The sequence below is a fragment of the Janthinobacterium sp. BJB401 genome, assembly GCF_013372745.1.
Taxonomy (GTDB): Bacteria; Pseudomonadota; Gammaproteobacteria; order Burkholderiales; family Burkholderiaceae_D; genus Janthinobacterium; species Janthinobacterium rivuli.
Window position 1 is genome coordinate 92,672 of the sequence record NZ_JABXFH010000017.1, and the last position, 16,192, is coordinate 108,863.

General features: G+C 62.8%; 17 protein-coding genes. 11 read left to right on the plus strand and 6 right to left on the minus strand.

Annotated elements, in window-relative coordinates; genetic code table 11:
- Positions 1-111: 111 nt before the first annotated feature.
- Positions 112-465 (plus strand): hypothetical protein, encoded by a 354-nt coding sequence (locus HWE17_RS13515; protein WP_176389089.1) that lies wholly within the window; start codon positions 112-114, stop codon positions 463-465.
- A gap of 60 nt (positions 466-525) precedes the next feature.
- Here HWE17_RS13515 and HWE17_RS13520 read toward each other — a convergent pair whose 3' ends face one another.
- The 3 genes from HWE17_RS13520 to mltG are packed head-to-tail and all read right to left on the minus strand — an operon-like array spanning position 526 to position 3,221.
- Positions 526-1,554, minus strand: a complete 1,029-nt coding sequence (locus tag HWE17_RS13520; RefSeq protein WP_070302470.1) for a DNA polymerase III subunit delta' — start codon at positions 1,552-1,554, stop codon at positions 526-528.
- A 14-nt stretch (positions 1,555-1,568) separates the two neighbouring features.
- Positions 1,569-2,210, minus strand: a complete 642-nt coding sequence (tmk, locus tag HWE17_RS13525; protein ID WP_176389090.1) for a dTMP kinase — start codon at positions 2,208-2,210, stop codon at positions 1,569-1,571.
- Positions 2,211-2,234: 24 nt separating this feature from the next.
- On the minus strand, positions 2,235-3,221 hold the full coding sequence (gene mltG, locus HWE17_RS13530; protein ID WP_035819066.1) for an endolytic transglycosylase MltG: 987 nt from the start codon (positions 3,219-3,221) through the stop codon (positions 2,235-2,237).
- Between the two features lie 176 nt (positions 3,222-3,397).
- Here mltG and HWE17_RS13535 point away from each other — a divergent pair, with 176 nt between their 5' ends.
- The 9 genes from HWE17_RS13535 to HWE17_RS13575 all read left to right on the plus strand — a co-directional run bounded on the left by HWE17_RS13535 (position 3,398) and on the right by HWE17_RS13575 (position 12,924).
- Positions 3,398-4,513, plus strand: coding sequence for a folate-binding protein YgfZ (locus HWE17_RS13535; protein WP_176389091.1), 1,116 nt, complete (start codon positions 3,398-3,400; stop codon positions 4,511-4,513).
- Positions 4,514-4,520: 7 nt separating this feature from the next.
- Entirely contained in the window at positions 4,521-4,811 is a 291-nt protein-coding gene (locus HWE17_RS13540) for a DUF4936 family protein (RefSeq protein ID WP_035819070.1), read from the plus strand.
- Positions 4,802-5,539 (plus strand): NRDE family protein, encoded by a 738-nt coding sequence (locus HWE17_RS13545; protein ID WP_176389092.1) that lies wholly within the window; start codon positions 4,802-4,804, stop codon positions 5,537-5,539. The genes HWE17_RS13540 and HWE17_RS13545 overlap by 10 nt, the downstream gene beginning before the upstream one ends.
- A gap of 293 nt (positions 5,540-5,832) precedes the next feature.
- Positions 5,833-6,840 (plus strand): LacI family DNA-binding transcriptional regulator, encoded by a 1,008-nt coding sequence (locus HWE17_RS13550; protein ID WP_176389093.1) that lies wholly within the window; start codon positions 5,833-5,835, stop codon positions 6,838-6,840.
- A 21-nt stretch (positions 6,841-6,861) separates the two neighbouring features.
- Complete coding sequence (gene xylB / locus HWE17_RS13555; RefSeq protein ID WP_176389094.1) at positions 6,862-8,361, plus strand: xylulokinase; 1,500 nt, start codon at positions 6,862-6,864, stop codon at positions 8,359-8,361.
- Complete coding sequence (tal, locus tag HWE17_RS13560; RefSeq protein WP_176389095.1) at positions 8,361-9,311, plus strand: transaldolase; 951 nt, start codon at positions 8,361-8,363, stop codon at positions 9,309-9,311. Before xylB ends, tal begins: the two co-directional genes overlap by 1 nt.
- Before the next feature lie 64 nt (positions 9,312-9,375).
- The gene (locus tag HWE17_RS13565; protein WP_077404737.1) at positions 9,376-10,311 is read left to right on the plus strand and encodes an ABC transporter substrate-binding protein; all 936 of its coding nucleotides are present in this window, start codon (positions 9,376-9,378) and stop codon (positions 10,309-10,311) included.
- A 76-nt stretch (positions 10,312-10,387) separates the two neighbouring features.
- Positions 10,388-11,887 carry a sugar ABC transporter ATP-binding protein gene (locus tag HWE17_RS13570; RefSeq protein ID WP_176389096.1) on the plus strand — a complete coding sequence of 500 codons (1,500 nt, stop codon included), beginning with the start codon at positions 10,388-10,390 and terminating at the stop codon, positions 11,885-11,887.
- Positions 11,888-11,913: 26 nt separating this feature from the next.
- Positions 11,914-12,924 carry a ribose ABC transporter permease gene (locus HWE17_RS13575; protein WP_035819084.1) on the plus strand — a complete coding sequence of 337 codons (1,011 nt, stop codon included), beginning with the start codon at positions 11,914-11,916 and terminating at the stop codon, positions 12,922-12,924.
- Between the two features lie 101 nt (positions 12,925-13,025).
- On the opposite strand, the gene HWE17_RS13580 is transcribed toward HWE17_RS13575, so the two are convergent.
- Together HWE17_RS13580 and HWE17_RS13585 are read right to left on the minus strand one after the other, a co-directional pair.
- Positions 13,026-13,451, minus strand: a complete 426-nt coding sequence (locus HWE17_RS13580) for a GNAT family N-acetyltransferase (protein ID WP_176389097.1) — start codon at positions 13,449-13,451, stop codon at positions 13,026-13,028.
- 68 nt (positions 13,452-13,519) lie between these two features.
- On the minus strand, positions 13,520-13,882 hold the full coding sequence (locus HWE17_RS13585) for a helix-turn-helix domain-containing protein (RefSeq protein ID WP_369681733.1): 363 nt from the start codon (positions 13,880-13,882) through the stop codon (positions 13,520-13,522).
- Here HWE17_RS13585 and HWE17_RS13590 point away from each other — a divergent pair, their 5' ends adjacent.
- A complete protein-coding gene (locus HWE17_RS13590) occupies positions 13,883-15,079 on the plus strand; it encodes an FAD-dependent monooxygenase (RefSeq protein ID WP_176389098.1) in 1,197 nt (398 codons plus the stop codon). It begins immediately after the preceding gene.
- A 51-nt stretch (positions 15,080-15,130) separates the two neighbouring features.
- On the opposite strand, the gene HWE17_RS13595 is transcribed toward HWE17_RS13590, so the two are convergent.
- Complete coding sequence (locus HWE17_RS13595) at positions 15,131-16,129, minus strand: NADP-dependent oxidoreductase (RefSeq protein WP_176389099.1); 999 nt, start codon at positions 16,127-16,129, stop codon at positions 15,131-15,133.
- Between the last annotated feature and the right edge of the window lie 63 nt (positions 16,130-16,192).

Consider the following 16,192-nt stretch of genomic DNA (forward strand, 5'->3'; position numbering starts at 1 on the left):
GGGCCAGGCGTGGCAAACGGGTATGCCTGATAGGCAAAAATATTATCAAGATGTATAGTGGCTTACCGCAGCGCAACCATGGGGTTGCGCGCGGATACGTGGAGAGTGTTCATGCTGAAAGTTGCCCGCCCTTTGATACTGCTGGCCTGCCTGGCCCTGACAGCGCATGCCCAGGATAAACGCGGCGTGCCCAAGCCTGCCGCCGAGGCGGGCCTGTGCCAGCCCGTCTGCGCGTCGGCGCGCCAGGATTGCCGCGCGCAGGCGCAAGGCGCCACGGAAAACGATACCGGCCCCATCTTGTCGATGAAGCCCAGCAGCAATCCCTACGTCGCGGCCGGCAGGAATGTCGACGCGCAAGCGGAGCAGCTGCGCCCCACCGAAGCCCAGGCCTTCCGCGCCCGGCGCGCCGAACGCCAGCAAGCGTGCGAAGTGCAATACCGCAGTTGCACGCGCGCCTGCGGCTAAGTTCCAAGTGCGCCAATATTCAAAGAATTTGGATTAACTTGACAATGCAAGCGCTTGATTTTATTGGCAACTGGATGCGTAGTCGAGCAGCATGTCTTCCAGGAACAGCTTCGGTGACAAGGGGTGCTCGGCAATCGCCCGGCGCTCATTCGCGGCCTTGATGGCGGCCATCAGCCGGCTCACGTTGATGCGTCCTGCCAAGGCTTCCAGCTCGCGCCGGTGGCGCGGGTAGTAGCGGATGGTGCCGGATAGCTTGACGGAAAACACGTCGTACAGCCAGCGCTGCAATGACGCAACCAGCGGTGCCAGCGGCGCCTTCTGCAATTTATCGGCCGCCTTCAGGGCCGCTTCCACGCCGGGATTGGCCAGCACTTGCAGCAACTGTTCCGTTTCTTCGCGGCCGCCCGATTCGGACTGGGCCAGCGCGGCCAGCGGCGCACCGCCCTGCTCGCGCAGCCAGCTGTCCGCATCGTTCAAGCCTTGTTGCTTGAGCCACGTCAAGGCTTGCTCGTGGCTGGGCATGGGCAAGGCGAATTTGCGGCAGCGCGACAAGATCGTCGGCAGCAAGCGGTCCAGGCTGTTCGATGCCAGCAGGAACAAAGTGCCCGGCGGCGGCTCTTCCAGGGTTTTCAGCAAGGCGTTCGAGGCCGGCGTGTTCAGCGCCTCGGCCGGGTACAGCACCACCACGCGCAAGCCTTGCCGGTGCGTGGAAATGTTCATGAAGTCGGCCAGGTTGCGGATCTGCTCGATCTTGATGTCTTTCGACGGCGTCTTGGTCTTGGCGCTTTTCTTCGCGCCTTCGCCCTCTTCGCCGTCGTCCGCCACCTCGTCTTCCAGCGCTTCCGGACGGACCCGGCGGTAATCGGGATGGTTGCCCTGGCTAAACCAGCCGCACGAGGCGCACGCGCCGCACGCATGACCATCGGCGCGCACGTCTTCGCACAGCAAAGCCTGCGCGAAATGCTCGATGAAGTCGGCCTTGCCGATGCCCTGCGCGCCATGGAACAGAATGGCGTGCGGCATGCGCGGGCGCAAGGCTTGCAATTGCTGCCAGGCATCCTGCTGCCACGGATAGAGAGAACTGGTCATTTTATTCTTTTAAATCAGCGTATTACAGGGCTTTGTTCGAGCAAAATATCCAGCAGTTTTGCCAGCTGTACTTGAATATCGGCAATGCTTTGCGTGGAATCGATGATGCGGAAACGTTCCTGGAACTGGGCCGCGCGGCGCAGATACTCGTTGCGCGTGGCGGCAAAGAAATCGGCCTGCTCCTGCTCGAACTTGTCGAGCGCGCGCGTGGCATCCAGGCGGGCTCTGGCGACAGCCAGCGGCACGTCGAACAGGAATGTCAGGTCCGGCTGCAAGTGCGGGTGCACCCATGCTTCCAGCGCATCCATCTTGCGCAAGTCCATGCCACGCCCGCCGCCCTGATAGGCGAAGCTGGCATCGCTAAAGCGGTCGGAAATGACCCACTCGCCCCGTTCCAGGGCGGGGGCGATGACTTGCGCGATGTGTTCACGGCGGCTGGCGAACATCAGCAAGGCTTCCGTTTCCAGGTGCATTTTTTCATGCAGCAGCAGTTCGCGCAGCTTTTCGCCCAGGCTGGTGCCGCCCGGTTCGCGCGATGAAACGAGGCTCACGCCCCGCTGCTGCAGGTAGTCGGTCACAAAGCCGATATGCGTCGACTTGCCCGCGCCATCGATGCCTTCGAAGGTGATGAAGCGGGGTTGATAGTGTTGTGTCATGAAACTCTTAATCTTGTGATGATATTAACGCTGATACTGGTTCACGGCGCGGTTATGGTCGGGCAAGTTGGCCGAGAACTGGCTGGTGCCGTCGCCGCGCGCAACGAAATACAGCGCTTGCGTGCGGGCCGGCGCCAGCGCCGCCGTCAGCGATTGCGCGCCAGCCAGGGCGATCGGCGTGGGCGGCAAGCCGCCGCGCGTGTAGGTATTGTAAGGGGTGTCCGCTTCCAGGTCGCGTTTGCGGATCTTGCCTTGGTAGTTATCGCCCATGCCATAGATCACGGTCGGGTCCGTCTGCAGCAGCATGCCTGTTTTCAAGCGGTTGACGAACACGCCGGCGATCATCGCGCGCTCGGACTTTTGCCCCGTTTCTTTTTCCACGATGGAAGCCATGATCAGCGCCTCGTACGGGTTTTTATATGGCAAGGCCGGATCGCGCTTGTCCCACGCTTCGGAAAGGCGGCCGATCATGGCCGTGTGCGCCTGCCTGAAAATCTGCATTTCGCTGGCGCCCTTGGCAAACAAATATGTATCCGGGAAGAACAAGCCTTCCGGGTGCACGTATTCCGGGCTGATCTTCGCCATCAGTTCCTTGTCGGACAGGCCCACGGTATCGTGCTTGAGGCCAGGGTGATTCGCCATCGCCAGGCGCATCTGCTTGAAGGTCCAGCCTTCGATGATGGTCAGCGCCTCTTGCGCGAATTCGCCGCGCGCCAGCTGCGTGATCAGGCGCTGCGGCGTGGTGCCCGGTTTCAACTCGTAAGAACCGGCCTTGATCTTCGAGGTCTTGCCTTCGATGCGCGCCAGCATGTTGAACAGGATGGGCACGATGGGCACGCCCGCGTCCGCGATTTGCTGGCCGGCCGCATGCGCGCCGCTGCCCGGCGCGATCGTAAACGGGATCGCCTCGCCGTCCGTGGTGATGGGCTGCTGCGCCCAATACACAAAAGTACCGCCGACGCCGATGGCGGCGATGACTGAGCTGACTACAAGTTTTTTAAAGAAAGCCATTGTTCCGATTCTTGTGATGCGCTCGCTGGCGGGCAACGCGCGCTTGTTATGATCGTTCATTTGTGAAGCAAGTCCGCGCAAAGCGGCGCCAACACTGGCAATCTTGCCGCTGCCGACGCAATTTGCGCGACATCACTATAATGAACCCGTAATGATAATGCTTAATCGCTGATCTAATGGAAATTATGAATAACTGGAATCAATTTTTAACCGCCCAAGGCGCCCGCCCCGTTGCCATCGATGGCGCGCCTGACGGCACCGCCCCCATCGCCGCCGCCCCTATCCATGATTTCGGCCAGTCCCTGACCGTGCCCCAGCTGCAAGAAGGTTTTGTCGCGGCCATCACGGACCAGGGCTTGATCGGCTTGAACGGCGACGAGGCAGCCAGTTTCCTGCACGGCCAGCTGACCAACGACGTGGAACACCTGAGCCAGGAGCAAGTGCGCCTGGCCGGCTACTGCACGCCGAAGGGCCGCTTGCTGGCCAGTTTCCTGATGTGGCGCAACGCCACCACCATTTATCTGCAATTGCCGCGCACCATACAGCCAGCCATCCAGAAGCGGCTGCAAATGTTCGTGCTGCGCGCCAAGGCCAAGCTGCACGATGCATCCTTTGACGAAGCGAACCAGGTCGTCCTGGGCCTCGGCGGCCAAAAGGCCAGCTCGGCCCTGTCCGCCTGGTTCCCGGCACTGCCCGCCACGCCGTTCAGCAAGGTCGAGCATGAGTTGGGCACGCTGCTGCGCGTGGCCGATGCATTTGGCAGCGCCCGCTATGAATGGCTGACGTCTGCCGCCACGGCGCGCGACGTGTGGACCCCATTGACGCAACAGCTGGCCAAGGGCGGCAATGACGCCTGGCAATTGTCCGAGATCCACGCGGGCATCCCGCAAATCACGGCCGCCACGCAAGAGCAATTCGTGCCGCAAATGGTCAACTTCGAGCTGCTGGGCGGCGTCAATTTCAAGAAAGGCTGCTACCCGGGCCAGGAAATCGTCGCGCGCAGCCAGTATCTGGGCAAGCTCAAGCGCCGCACCACCCTCGTCAGCATTGCCGATCCCTCGGTCGTGGCCGGCGGCGAACTATTCGCCATCAGCGACCCCGAGCAGCCTTGCGGCATGGTCGTCAACGCGGCTCCGAACGGCGTGGGCGGCATCGACGCCCTCGTTGAAATGAAGCTGGGGGCCATAGCAGAAGGTGCAAGCGCCGCCGGCGCCGTGCGCTACGGCTCGGCCCAGGGCGCCGCCGTGCAATTCCTGACCATGCCTTACGTGCTCGACGCACTCGACTTGTGAGAATGCCATGAAAGATCTGTACGTTTACTATCAGGTAAAAGAAGAGCACGCCCAGGCGCTGGAAGCCAGGGTGCGTGCCTTGCAGGCAAAACTGGCGGCCGCCTCCGGCGTGGCGCCGCAACTCAAGCGCCGTCCTGACGCCAAGGATGGCTTGCAGACGTGGATGGAAATTTATCCCGTCGTCGGCGAAGGCTTTACGGAACTGCTGGCCAGCGCAGCCGACGAAGCGGGCTTGCTGTCATTGACGGCCGGCGCGCGCCATACGGAAGTGTTCATGGATTTGCCTCCATGTGCCTGATCGTTTTTGCCTGGAAAGTCAATCCGCACATCCCGCTGATTGCCGCCGCCAACCGCGACGAATTTTACGAACGCGCCAGCGCCCCCGCTGGTGCCTGGCCCGAGCACCCGCAAGTGTATGCTGGCCGCGACCTGCAGGCGGGCGGCAGCTGGATGGGTATCACGCAAGCCGGCGCCGGCAGCTCGCGCTTTGCCGCCATCACGAATATCCGCAGCCCGCAAGACCGCAACCCGGACGCCCCCTCGCGCGGCGCCCTGGTGGCCGACTACCTGGCTGGCAATATGTCGCCGCAAGACTACATCGCGCAAATCCGCCCCGGATGCAAAGCCTACAACGGTTTTAATCTGGTGCTGGGCGACGCGGATACCCTGATCTGGTTTTCCAACCGGGGCGATGGCGATGCGCGCAACGGCCAGCCTCTGGAGCCAGGCATCTACGGCCTGTCCAACGCGCTGCTCGACGCGCCATGGCCGAAGGTCCTGAAGACCAAGGCCCAGTTCGCCAGCTTGCTGTGCCAGGGCGCGCCCGACGAAGCGTATTTCGACATGCTGGCCGACACCACGCGCGCACCCGACTTCCGCTTGCCGGACACGGGCGTGCCGCTCGACCTCGAACGCGTGCTGTCCGCCGTCTGCATCGAAACGCCGGGCTACGGCACGCGCGCCTCCACCGTCGTCAAATTGTTCCCGGATTCTCCCGGCGAATTGCATGAGCTGGTGATACAGTAGGTCCGGGTAGGTCGGGGTAGGTCGGGTTAGCGCGCAAGCGCGTAACCCGACAACACCACCACACTCAACCGGCATCACCACCGTCCACAATGTCGGATTACGCGCCCCTGCGGCGCGCTAATCCGACCTACGCAAGCTTCCCCTCTCTTCATCAAAAACTCACTCGACATCCGCTCGCACAAAAAAGAAAGCGCTTGCGCAAGCGCTTTCTTTTGTTTACGATAGCTTCAATCGCGGCGACACAGCCGCACACTATCGCAGTACACAATAATAAAAAAACCTCAGGAGACACCATGGCCACCATGGAAGATGTAGCGCGGGCGGCGGACGTATCGCTGTCGACCGTCTCTCACGTAGTCAACGGCACCCGCAAGGTCAGCCCGAAAACCGTCGCCGCCGTCAATGCGGCCATGCAGCAGATCGGCTATGTGCCCAACATGCTGGCGCGCGCGCTGGCCGGCTCCTCGTCGGGCACCATCGGCGTGGCCATTTCCGCCTTCACCAATCATTACTTCAGTGAAACCGTGCGCGCCATCGAGGCGGCCTGCACGCGCCATGGCTTGATGATGCTGTTTTCCGATACGCATGACGATCCCGAGCAGGAACTCAAAGTAGTACAGAACTTGCACCAGCGCCGGGTCGACGGCATCGTGCTGGCGCCGTCCGGCGATCCGCACAACCGCGCGCTCGACTATTTGACCAGCAACAAGATCGCTTCCGTGCTGGTCGACCGCATGTCGCCACAGCCGTTCGACCAGGTAGGTGTGGAAAACATCGAGGCGACGGCCCAGCTAGTCAGCCACCTGATCACGGCCCACGGCCACCGCCGCATCGGTTTCATCGCGGGCGCGCCCGGCCTGTCCACGACGGATGAACGTATCGCAGGCTACCGCCTGGCCTTGCAGCGCGCCAATATCACCTTCGATGCGGAGCTGCTGCGCTCGGGCGACTCCAATCTGGAGCGCAGCGGCGCGGCCACACGCGAATTGCTGGCCTTACCTGCCGGACAGCGCCCGACGGCCATCGTGGCCGGCAATAACCTGATGACCATCGGCACCATGCATGCCTTGCGCGACGCCCACATTGCGGTACCGCAAGACGTCGCCCTGGCCGGCTTCGATGATTTCGACTGGGCCGATTATTTCAGCCCCCGCCTGACCGTGATGGCGCAGCCGCTCGAAGAGCTGGGCGCCATGGCCGTCGACCTGCTAATCGAGCGCATCGCCCATCCCGGCCGTGCCCAGCACGTGCAGCGCCTGTCGCCGACCTTGCGCGTACGCAATTCTTGCGGCTGCCTCTGACCTTTTACAGTACAACCAAACATGCATCCAGCGATTTCCCTCGGTATCGACCTCGGTACCTCCGAACTGAAAACCGTGCTGATGGACAGCACTGGCGCCGTGCGCGGCCAGGCGTCCGTGCGCGTCGACACCAGCCGCCCACAGCCGGGCTGGTCCGAACAAGCGCCGCAAGACTGGTGGGCCGCCTGCGTCAACGCCCTGGCGCAGCTGCGCGCCGGCTGGCCGCAGGAATACGCACAGATCGCCTGCATCGGTCTGTCGGGCCAGATGCACGGCGCTGTGCTGCTCGACGACCAAGACGCCGTGATCCGTCCCGCCATCCTGTGGAACGATGCGCGCGCCGAAGCCGAAGCGGCCAGCCTGGCGCGCGACTATCCCGCGTATGCGGACGTGACGGGCAGCCTGCCCATGGCGGGCCTGACGGCGCCAAAACTGCTGTGGCTGCAAACCCACGAGCCTGACGCCTTTGCCGCCATCGCCTGCGTGCTGTCGCCGAAAGACTACCTGCGCCTGCACCTGACGGGCAACAAGGTCACCGACATGTCCGACGCGGCCGGTACCCTGTGGCTGGACGAGGCCAACCGTGCCTGGTTCGCCCCCATGCTGGCCGCCTGCGGCTTGATACCGGAACAGATGCCGGCGCTGGCCGAAGGCGACGCCGCCACGGGCACCGTGCTGGCCGCCGTCGCAGACAAACTGGGCTTGTCATCGGATGTGGTGGTGGCGGCCGGTGGCGGCGACAACCCCGTCTCGGCCGTGGGCATCGGCGCCGTCAATGGCGGCGACAGTTTCATTTCGCTGGGCACCAGCGCCGCCATCGTTTCCGTCACAGAACAGCCTTTGGGCAATCCGGCCGGCGGCGTGCACAGCTTTTGCCACGCCCTGCCCGGCCGCTGGTATGCGATGGGCGCGATCTTGTCCGGCGCCAGTTGCTTGCGCTGGGCCACTGGCGTGCTGGGCCAGCCCGACGAGGCAGCCCTGCTGGCGTTGGTGGAAGCGCTCTTGCCGCTCGACGCCCCCGTCGCGCCATCGGCACCGCTGTTCCTTCCGTATCTGTCTGGCGAGCGCACGCCGCATAACGACCCGCAAGTGCGCGGCGCCTTTTTGCAGCTGGGCCATGACAGTACGCCGGCACAGCTCGGCTATGCCGTACTCGAAGGCGTGGCCTTTGCCTTGCGCGACGCCATGGCGGCCGTCACGTCGACGGGCGCCGTCGTTCCCCACTGCATGCTGGTGGGCGGCGGCGCGCGCAGCCAGTACTGGGCGCAACTGCTGGCCAATGTGCTGGGACGCGAAATGCGCACCCTGCACAACAGCGAACTGTCCGCCAGCCTGGGCGCGGCCAAGCTGGGCTTTGCCGCCATCGGTGACGCCAGCCTGCTGACGCAAGGGTTACCCATCAAAAACACTTTCTTGCCCGATGCCGCGCACAGCGCAGCCTTGAGCATCCGCTACAGCCGCTACCGTAGCTTGTTTCCCGCCGTGCAAGCCTTGCACCAACTCAGTGATAAGGAAGAGTAATGAATCAGCTGCAACAATTGAAACAACACAGCACCGTCGTCGCCGACACGGGCGACTTTTTGCAACTGGCGCGCTTCGCGCCGCAGGACGCCACCACCAATCCGTCGCTGATTTTAAAGGCCGTGCTGCAGCCCGATTACGCACCCTTGCTGGAAAGCACGGTCGCCGCGCACAAGAACGCGTCGCTGGACGATATTGTCGACCAGGTGCTGGTGCGCTTCGGCCTGGAAATTTTGAAGGTGGTGCCGGGCCGCGTATCGACGGAAGTCGATGCGCGCCTGAGCTTTGACCGCGACGCCACCGTGGCCCGCGGGCGCCGCCTGATCGCCCTGTACGAGCAAGCCGGCATTGGTCGCGAGCGCGTGCTGATCAAGGTCGCCGCCACCTGGGAAGGCATCCAGGCGGCGCGCGAACTGGAAAAAGACGGCATCTTTTGCAACCTGACCCTGCTGTTCGCATTTTGCCAGGCCGTCGCCTGCGCTGATGCGAAAGTACGGCTGATTTCGCCTTTTGTGGGCCGCATCTACGACTGGCATAAAAAATCGCTGGGCGCGGCATGGGACGAAGCGGCGCGCAGCTTGTCCAACGATCCAGGTGTACAGTCGGTCACGCGCATCTTCAATTACTACAAACAACATGGCATCGCCACGCAAGTGATGGGCGCCAGCTTCCGCAACGTGGGCCAGATCACGGCCCTGTCCGGCTGCGACTTGCTGACCATCAGCCCCGATCTGCTGGCGAAACTCGAAACGGCAGATGCACCGTTCGAGCGGGCCCTGGGCGCCGACCTGGGCGAGGCGCAGCCGGCCATCACGTATGACGAAGCCGCTTTCCGCTACGCCTTGAACGACGACGCGATGGCCACCGAAAAGCTGGCCGAAGGCATCCGCGGCTTTGCCGTCGATGCGGGCAAGCTGGACGCCATGATCGAGAAATTACGCAGTCAATAAGTTGGCACCCCTTTTCACCCGTAGCACCGTTTGTTTTTCACAATAAAAACCCTTGGAGATCCTCATGAAAAAAGTCATTACCGCCTCCCTGCTGCTGTCCGCCGCCTGCGGCGCTTTCGCTGCTGACAAACCGCTGAAATCGATCGGCGTGAGCGTGGGCGACCTGGCCAATCCGTTTTTTGTCGCCATTGGCCGCGGCGCGGAAGAAAGCGCGAAAAAGCTGGGCGGCCCTGGCGTGAAAGTCACCACTGTTTCCAGCAAGTATGACCTGAACACCCAGGTGGACCAGATCGAGAACTTTATTGCCAACAAGACCGACATCATCATCCTGAACGCCGTCGACTCCAAGGGCATCGCGCCAGCCATCAAGAAAGCGCGCAATGCGGGCGTGGTCGTGATCGCTGTCGACGTGGGCGCCGTGGGCGCTTCGGCCACCGTGATGTCCGACAACACCATGGCGGGCGACGTCTCGTGCGCCTACCTGGCCAAGCAGATCGGCGGCAAGGGCAATGTGGTGATCCTGAACGGCCCGCCGGTCACGTCCGTGATCGACCGCGTGAATGGCTGCAAGAAAACCCTGGCCGCGTTCAAGGATATCAAGATCCTGTCCGACAACCAGAACGCCGGCGGCAGCCGCGACGGCGGCATGACCGTGATGTCGAACCTGCTGACGGCCCATCCGAAGATCGACGGCGTGTTCGCCATCAATGACCCAACCGGTATCGGCGCCGAACTGGCGATCAAGCAGTCGAAGCGCACGGACGTGAAACTGATCACGGCAGTCGATGGCGCGCCCGACGGCCAGAACGCCCTGAAAAACAAGGCCGGCCTGTTTGCCGCCACCTCGGCGCAAAACCCGTACCGCATGGCGACCGACGCCGTGCAGATGGGCTACGACATCATGAACGGCCGCACGCCGAAGCAGACCATGGTGCTGTTGCCGACCCCGGCCATCACCAAGGAAAACGTCGCCACCTACACGGGCTGGGTAAAGAACTGATCTGCCTGACCTGAACCACGAGGCGCCGCCAGCCAATGGCAGGCGGCGCCAGTTTCACAAGCAAGGAAGGACAGTCATGAGCGATGATATTATTTTTGAAATGCGCGGCATCGAGAAGCGCTTTGGCGCCACGCGCGCGCTGCGCGGCGTGCACCTGACGGTGCGCAGCGGCGAAATCCATGCCGTGATGGGCGAGAACGGCGCCGGCAAGAGTACCCTGATGAAGATTTTATCCGGCGTGTACACGCCGGACGCGGGCGAGATCATTCTCGACGGCAAGCCGATCCGCATCCGCAACCCGGGCGAGGCACGCGCGCTGGGCATCAACCTGATCTACCAGGAACTGAGCGTGGCCAAGAACATGACGGTGGCGCAGAACGTCTTCATGGGCAGCGAGCCGAAGGGACCGTTCTGGACCGTCAAGGGCGGCGAAATGCGCGCGCGCACGAACGCCATCCTGGCCGATCTCGGTTCCCGCTTCGACGCCGACACCATGGTCTCGACCCTGTCGATCGCCGAGCAGCAGCAGGTGGAAATCGCCCGCGCCCTCGTGCATGAAAGCCGCATCCTGATCATGGACGAGCCCACTGCCGCCCTGTCCGACCGGGAAACAGAACAATTGTTCCGCATCATCGAAGAACAGCGCGACAAGGGCCTGGCCGTACTCTACATCAGCCACCGCATGGCCGAAGTGGAACGCCTGGCGCGCCGCATCACGGTGCTGCGCGACGGCGCCTATGTGGGCGAGCTGGGCAAGGATGAGCTGGATCAAAAGAAAGTCGTGCAAATGATGGTGGGCCGCCCTGCCGACGACTTTTATTCGCACCAGCGGCGCACCACCCGGGGCGCCGAGCGCCTGCGCGTGGACAAGGTGGGCGGCGGCAAGGTCAAGCCGGCCTCGTTCACCCTGCATGCGGGCGAAGTGACGGGTCTTGCCGGCCTCGTCGGCGCAGGCCGCACGGAACTGGCGCGCCTGATCTTTGGCGCGGACAAGAAGCAATCGGGGCAAGTATGGCTCGACGGCCAGGAAGTGCATATCCACCGGCCGCTGGCGGCCATCCGCCACGGCATCGGCTACCTGCCCGAAGACCGCAAGAGTCTGGGCCTGTTCATGCAATTGTCGGCCATGGAAAACATGTCGATGAATATCCTGTCCAAGCATGCGACGGCGGGCGTGGTCAACCGTGGCGCCCTGACCCAGCTCACGCGCGAGGCCATCAGCAACCTCAACGTGAAAGTGTCGGGGCCGGACGGCATCGTCGGCGGACTCTCCGGCGGCAACCAGCAGAAAGTCTTGCTGGCGCGCTGGCTGGCCATCGCGCCCAAGGTCCTCATCCTCGATGAACCGACGCGGGGCGTGGACGTGGGCGCGAAGAGCGAAATTTACAAGATCATCCACCAGCTGGCGGACGCGGGCACGGCCGTGCTGTGCATTTCCAGCGAACTGGCCGAACTGGTAGGCATTTGCGACCGCGTGATGGTGATGTGCGAAGGCAGGCTCACCGGCGAAGTGACGGGTGACGACATCACGCAGGAAAACATCCTTGCCTATGCCACCCAGCTGGAAGCGGCATAAAAGAACAACCATTCAGGAGATTTAACATGACAACGAGTACCACCAGCGGCGCCGCGCGCGCCGGCGAACCCTTCAATGCCTCGAACCTGATGCGCCGCCTGGGCATGCTGCCCGTGCTGGTGGTGCTCTACCTGGCCATGTACGGCCTGACCGTGTATTTCTCGGCCGACGGCACGTCGACGTTCATGACCAGCAATAACACCATGAACATCTTCCGCCAGGTGTCGATCAACATCGTGCTGGCGTCCGGCATGACCTTTGTCATTCTGACCAGCGGCATCGATTTGTCCGTCGGCTCCGTGCTGGCGGTCTCGGCCGTGGCAGGCATGCTGATGTCGCTGTCGGCCCAGTTCGCCGGCTTTTCGATTCCCGCCTTCCTCATCGTCGGCCTGCTGCTGGGCGCGCTCAATGGCGTGCTGGTCGCCCTCGTCGGCCTGAACCCATTTGTCGTGACCCTGGGCACCATGACGGCCCTGCGCGGCGCCGCCTACCTGCTGGCGGATGGCACCAGCGTGCTGAACACGGAAATCCCGAGCTTCGAATGGATGGGCAACGGCAGCTTCCTGGCCGTGCCCTGGCTGATCTGGCTGGCGGCGGCCGTCGTCGTGCTGACGTGGTTTATTTTGCGCAAGACAACCCTGGGCCTGCATATCTACGCCGTCGGCGGCAATATCCAGGCGGCACGTTTGACCGGTATCAAGGTCGGCCTCGTGCTGATGTTTGTCTACACCATCAGCGGCCTGTTCGCCGGCCTGGGCGGCGCCATGTCGGCCAGCCGCCTGTACGCGGCCAACGGCAACTGGGGTACCGGTTATGAACTCGATGCGATTGCGGCCGTCGTGCTCGGCGGCACCAGCCTGATGGGTGGCGTGGGTTCCGTCTGGGGCACCGTCATCGGCGCCCTGATCATCGGCGTGATGAACAATGGCTTGACGATTCTGGGGCTGTCGTCGTTCTGGCAGTATGTGGCGAAAGGTGTCGTGATCGTGCTGGCGGTGATTCTGGACAAATGGCGCCAGTCGCACGCGCAGAACTGATTGTGCTGGTGGTGTCGGGTTACGCGCTTTGCGCTAACCCGACCTACGTGCAACGACAGGCGTAGGTCGGATTAGGCCGCAGGCCGTAATCCGACAACACCCTAAAACACCAGCCGCATCTCCACATGCGCAATCCCCGCCTCTTCAAACTGTTCCCCCTGCTGCACGAAACCGTGGCGCGCATAAAATGGCGCGGCCACGGTTTGCGCATTCAGCACCACCGCTGCATCGCCGCGTTCGCGGGCCTTCTCCATCAGCAAAGTCAAAATGGCGCCGCCCACGCCCGTGCCGCGGCCCGGCTGGCGCACGGCCATGCGGCCGATATGGCCATCGGGCAATAACCGGCCCGTGCCGATGGCGGCACCAACGTCGTCATAGGCAACGGCATGCAGGCAGACGGCGTCCATGTCGTCGAGTTCGATCTCGGCCGGCACTTTCTGTTCATCGACAAAGACTTCAAAACGGATGGCGGTGGCGTCGGAGCCCAGGGTGGCCCAGTCGCCGAGGCGGATGGTGTGCTTGGTCATGGCATGCGGTAATAAGAGAGGGGCCGCCATTGTCGCACGGCCTGCCACGCCTTGGCAGGTGGTGCGGCTCAAGCGTTCGATTTCAAGTAACGTCCAGGTGTTTCACCGAGTATTTTGCGAAACATGACGACAAAATTGCTCGCGTTCTCGTAGCCCAGGCCCTCTGCGACATGCTGGACCGTGGCCCCCCTGGCCATCCATTGCAAGGCGAGCAGGATATGCAGTTGCCTGCGCCAGCGTCCGAAACTCATGCCGGTTTCCCGGGACACCAGGCGTGACAGCGTGCGCGCACTGATGCCCATCCGCTGCGCCCATGATTCGATGTTGCCGGGATCGGACGGACGCGATATAACATGGCCTGTTGGCTCATTGTGACCAACACGTGGCGCGCCTAACATGGACGCTGACATCACAACCACGAAAGCTGTCACATGGAACAAACGAAGAAAATCCTGATCTGCGGCGGCGGCATCGCCGGCCCCGCGTGTGCCTGGTGGCTGAGCAGGTACGGCTACTCCGTGGTGCTTGTCGAAAAGGCTGGCGCGCTCAGGGTCGGCGGGCAGAACATCGATGTGAAGGATGCCGCGCAGCAGGTCATCAAGCTCATGGGTTTGACATCACAGGTCGAGGCGCGCGACACGCTGGAGTGCGGCCAGAAGTGGCTCGACGCGGCCGGCAAGGTGGTGGCTGTTTTTCCCAAAGGTAGTATCGGCGGACTGACCTGCGATTTTGAAATCCTGCGCGGCGATTTCGCCCGTATTTTGTTCGATGCTACCCACGGCACTTGCGAATACCGTTTTGGCACGTGCGTCAGTGGCGTTGAAGAGATTGAAAATGGCGTGCGGGCAATCTTTGCCGATGGCACGGCAGAGGACTTCGAACTGGTGATCTGCGCCGACGGCGTGAGCTCGCCGACCAGAGACCTGGCGCTGGCTGCTGAAACGCGCATGCGTTACCTCGGTGCCTACATGGCGTTTTTCAACATTCCCCGGCGACCGGAGGACGACTTCTGGGCCTGCTCCGTCAATGGCATAGGCGGGACGATGATCAACCTCAGGCCAGGTGGCTTGACACACACTACCGTGCTGATGACCTTTCCTGCCGCTGAGCCTGGCCTGCGAAGTCCGACGGCGCCGTCGCGGCGCGAGATGCTGCGTGCGGCACTGGTGGGCCGGGGCAAGGTGGCCGATCGTATCATCGCCGAGCTTGATAATGTCCAGGACTTCTACTTCGGGCCGATGAGCCAGGTACAAGCTTCCACCTGGTCAAAAGGCCGGCTGGTCTTGCTGGGCGATGCGGCGCACTGCCCGACGCCATTCACGGGCAAGGGCACGGCTCTGGCGCTGGTGGGAGCCTACGTGCTGGCGGGGGAAATCAAGAGATGCGCGACCCACACCGAGGCTTTCGAGGCATACGAACGCATCCTTCGCCCGTATGCCGAGCGTACACAGCGGGAGCTGAGCCCTCGCCTCATCCGGCTCATGCACGTGCGGACGCGGTTCGGCATCGCCATCGCGCACCTGCTGCAACGGTGCTTCGGCAGCGCCCTGATCCAGTCGCTGTTGCAAGCGAACGCCACGAGCAAGGCGCGCAGGATCGACGAGGATTTCACGCTCCCGATCTATTGAAAGCTTTGCTGCGCTACCGGGCGCGCCCGGTCACTTTTCAGGACGGCCCGCTTACAACTTCACCAGCTGCTTGCCGAAGTTGCGCCCTTTTAAGAGGCCGATGAAGGCCTCGGGCGCGCTGGCCAAGCCGTCGGCCACGGATTCGCGGAATTTCAGCTTGCCCGTCGCCACCAGCGTTCCCAGTTCCGCCAGTCCCTGCGGCCAGAATTCCGGCTGTTCCGAAACGATGAAGCCGCGCACGGTCAGGCGGTTGGTGAGGATCAGGCGCGCATTGTCGAGCGGCGTCGGTTCGCCGTTGTAGCCGGCGATCCAGCCGCACACGGCCACACGGCCAAACGCGTTGGTGCGCGCCAGCGCCGCATCGAAGATGGCGCCGCCCACGTTTTCAAAGATGGCGTCGATGCCGTCCGGCGTGGCCGCCGCCAAATCGGCCTCAAGATTGCCCGCCTTGTAATCGACGCAGGCATCGAAACCCAGTTCATTCACCACATAGGCGCACTTGTCCGCGCCGCCGGCGATGCCGACGACGCGGCAGCCTTTCAACTTAGCCAGTTGCCCCACGACGCTGCCCACGGCGCCGCTGGCGGCCGACACGACCACAGTTTCGCCCGCCTTCGGCGCCATGATCTGATTCAAGCCATACCAGGCCGTCATGCCCGGCATGCCGACGGAACCAAGGTAGGCGGAGGCAGGAATGTGTGTCGTGTCGACCTTGCGCAGCATGGTGCCATCCGACACGGCCACTTCCGTCCAGCCCAAAGTACCCACGACCGTGTCGCCCACGGCAAACTTCGGATGCTTCGATTCCAGCACGACGCCCACCGTACCGCCGATCATGGTTTCATTCAAAGCCTGCGGCGCCGCATAGCTTTTATTGGCACTCATGCGCCCGCGCATGTAGGGATCGAGCGACAGGTACTGGTTACGTACCAGCAATTCACCATCCTTGATGGCGGGAAGGTCTTGATTTTCCAGACGAAAATGTGCCGGGTTGACTTCCTCCGTGGAGGCGGGACGCGAGGCGAGGACGATGCGTTGGTAGGTGGTCATGGTGCTCCTGTTATTAATCAAATGAAACCCAGAGGCAACTACTGGGGTGCCACCCAGAGGGTT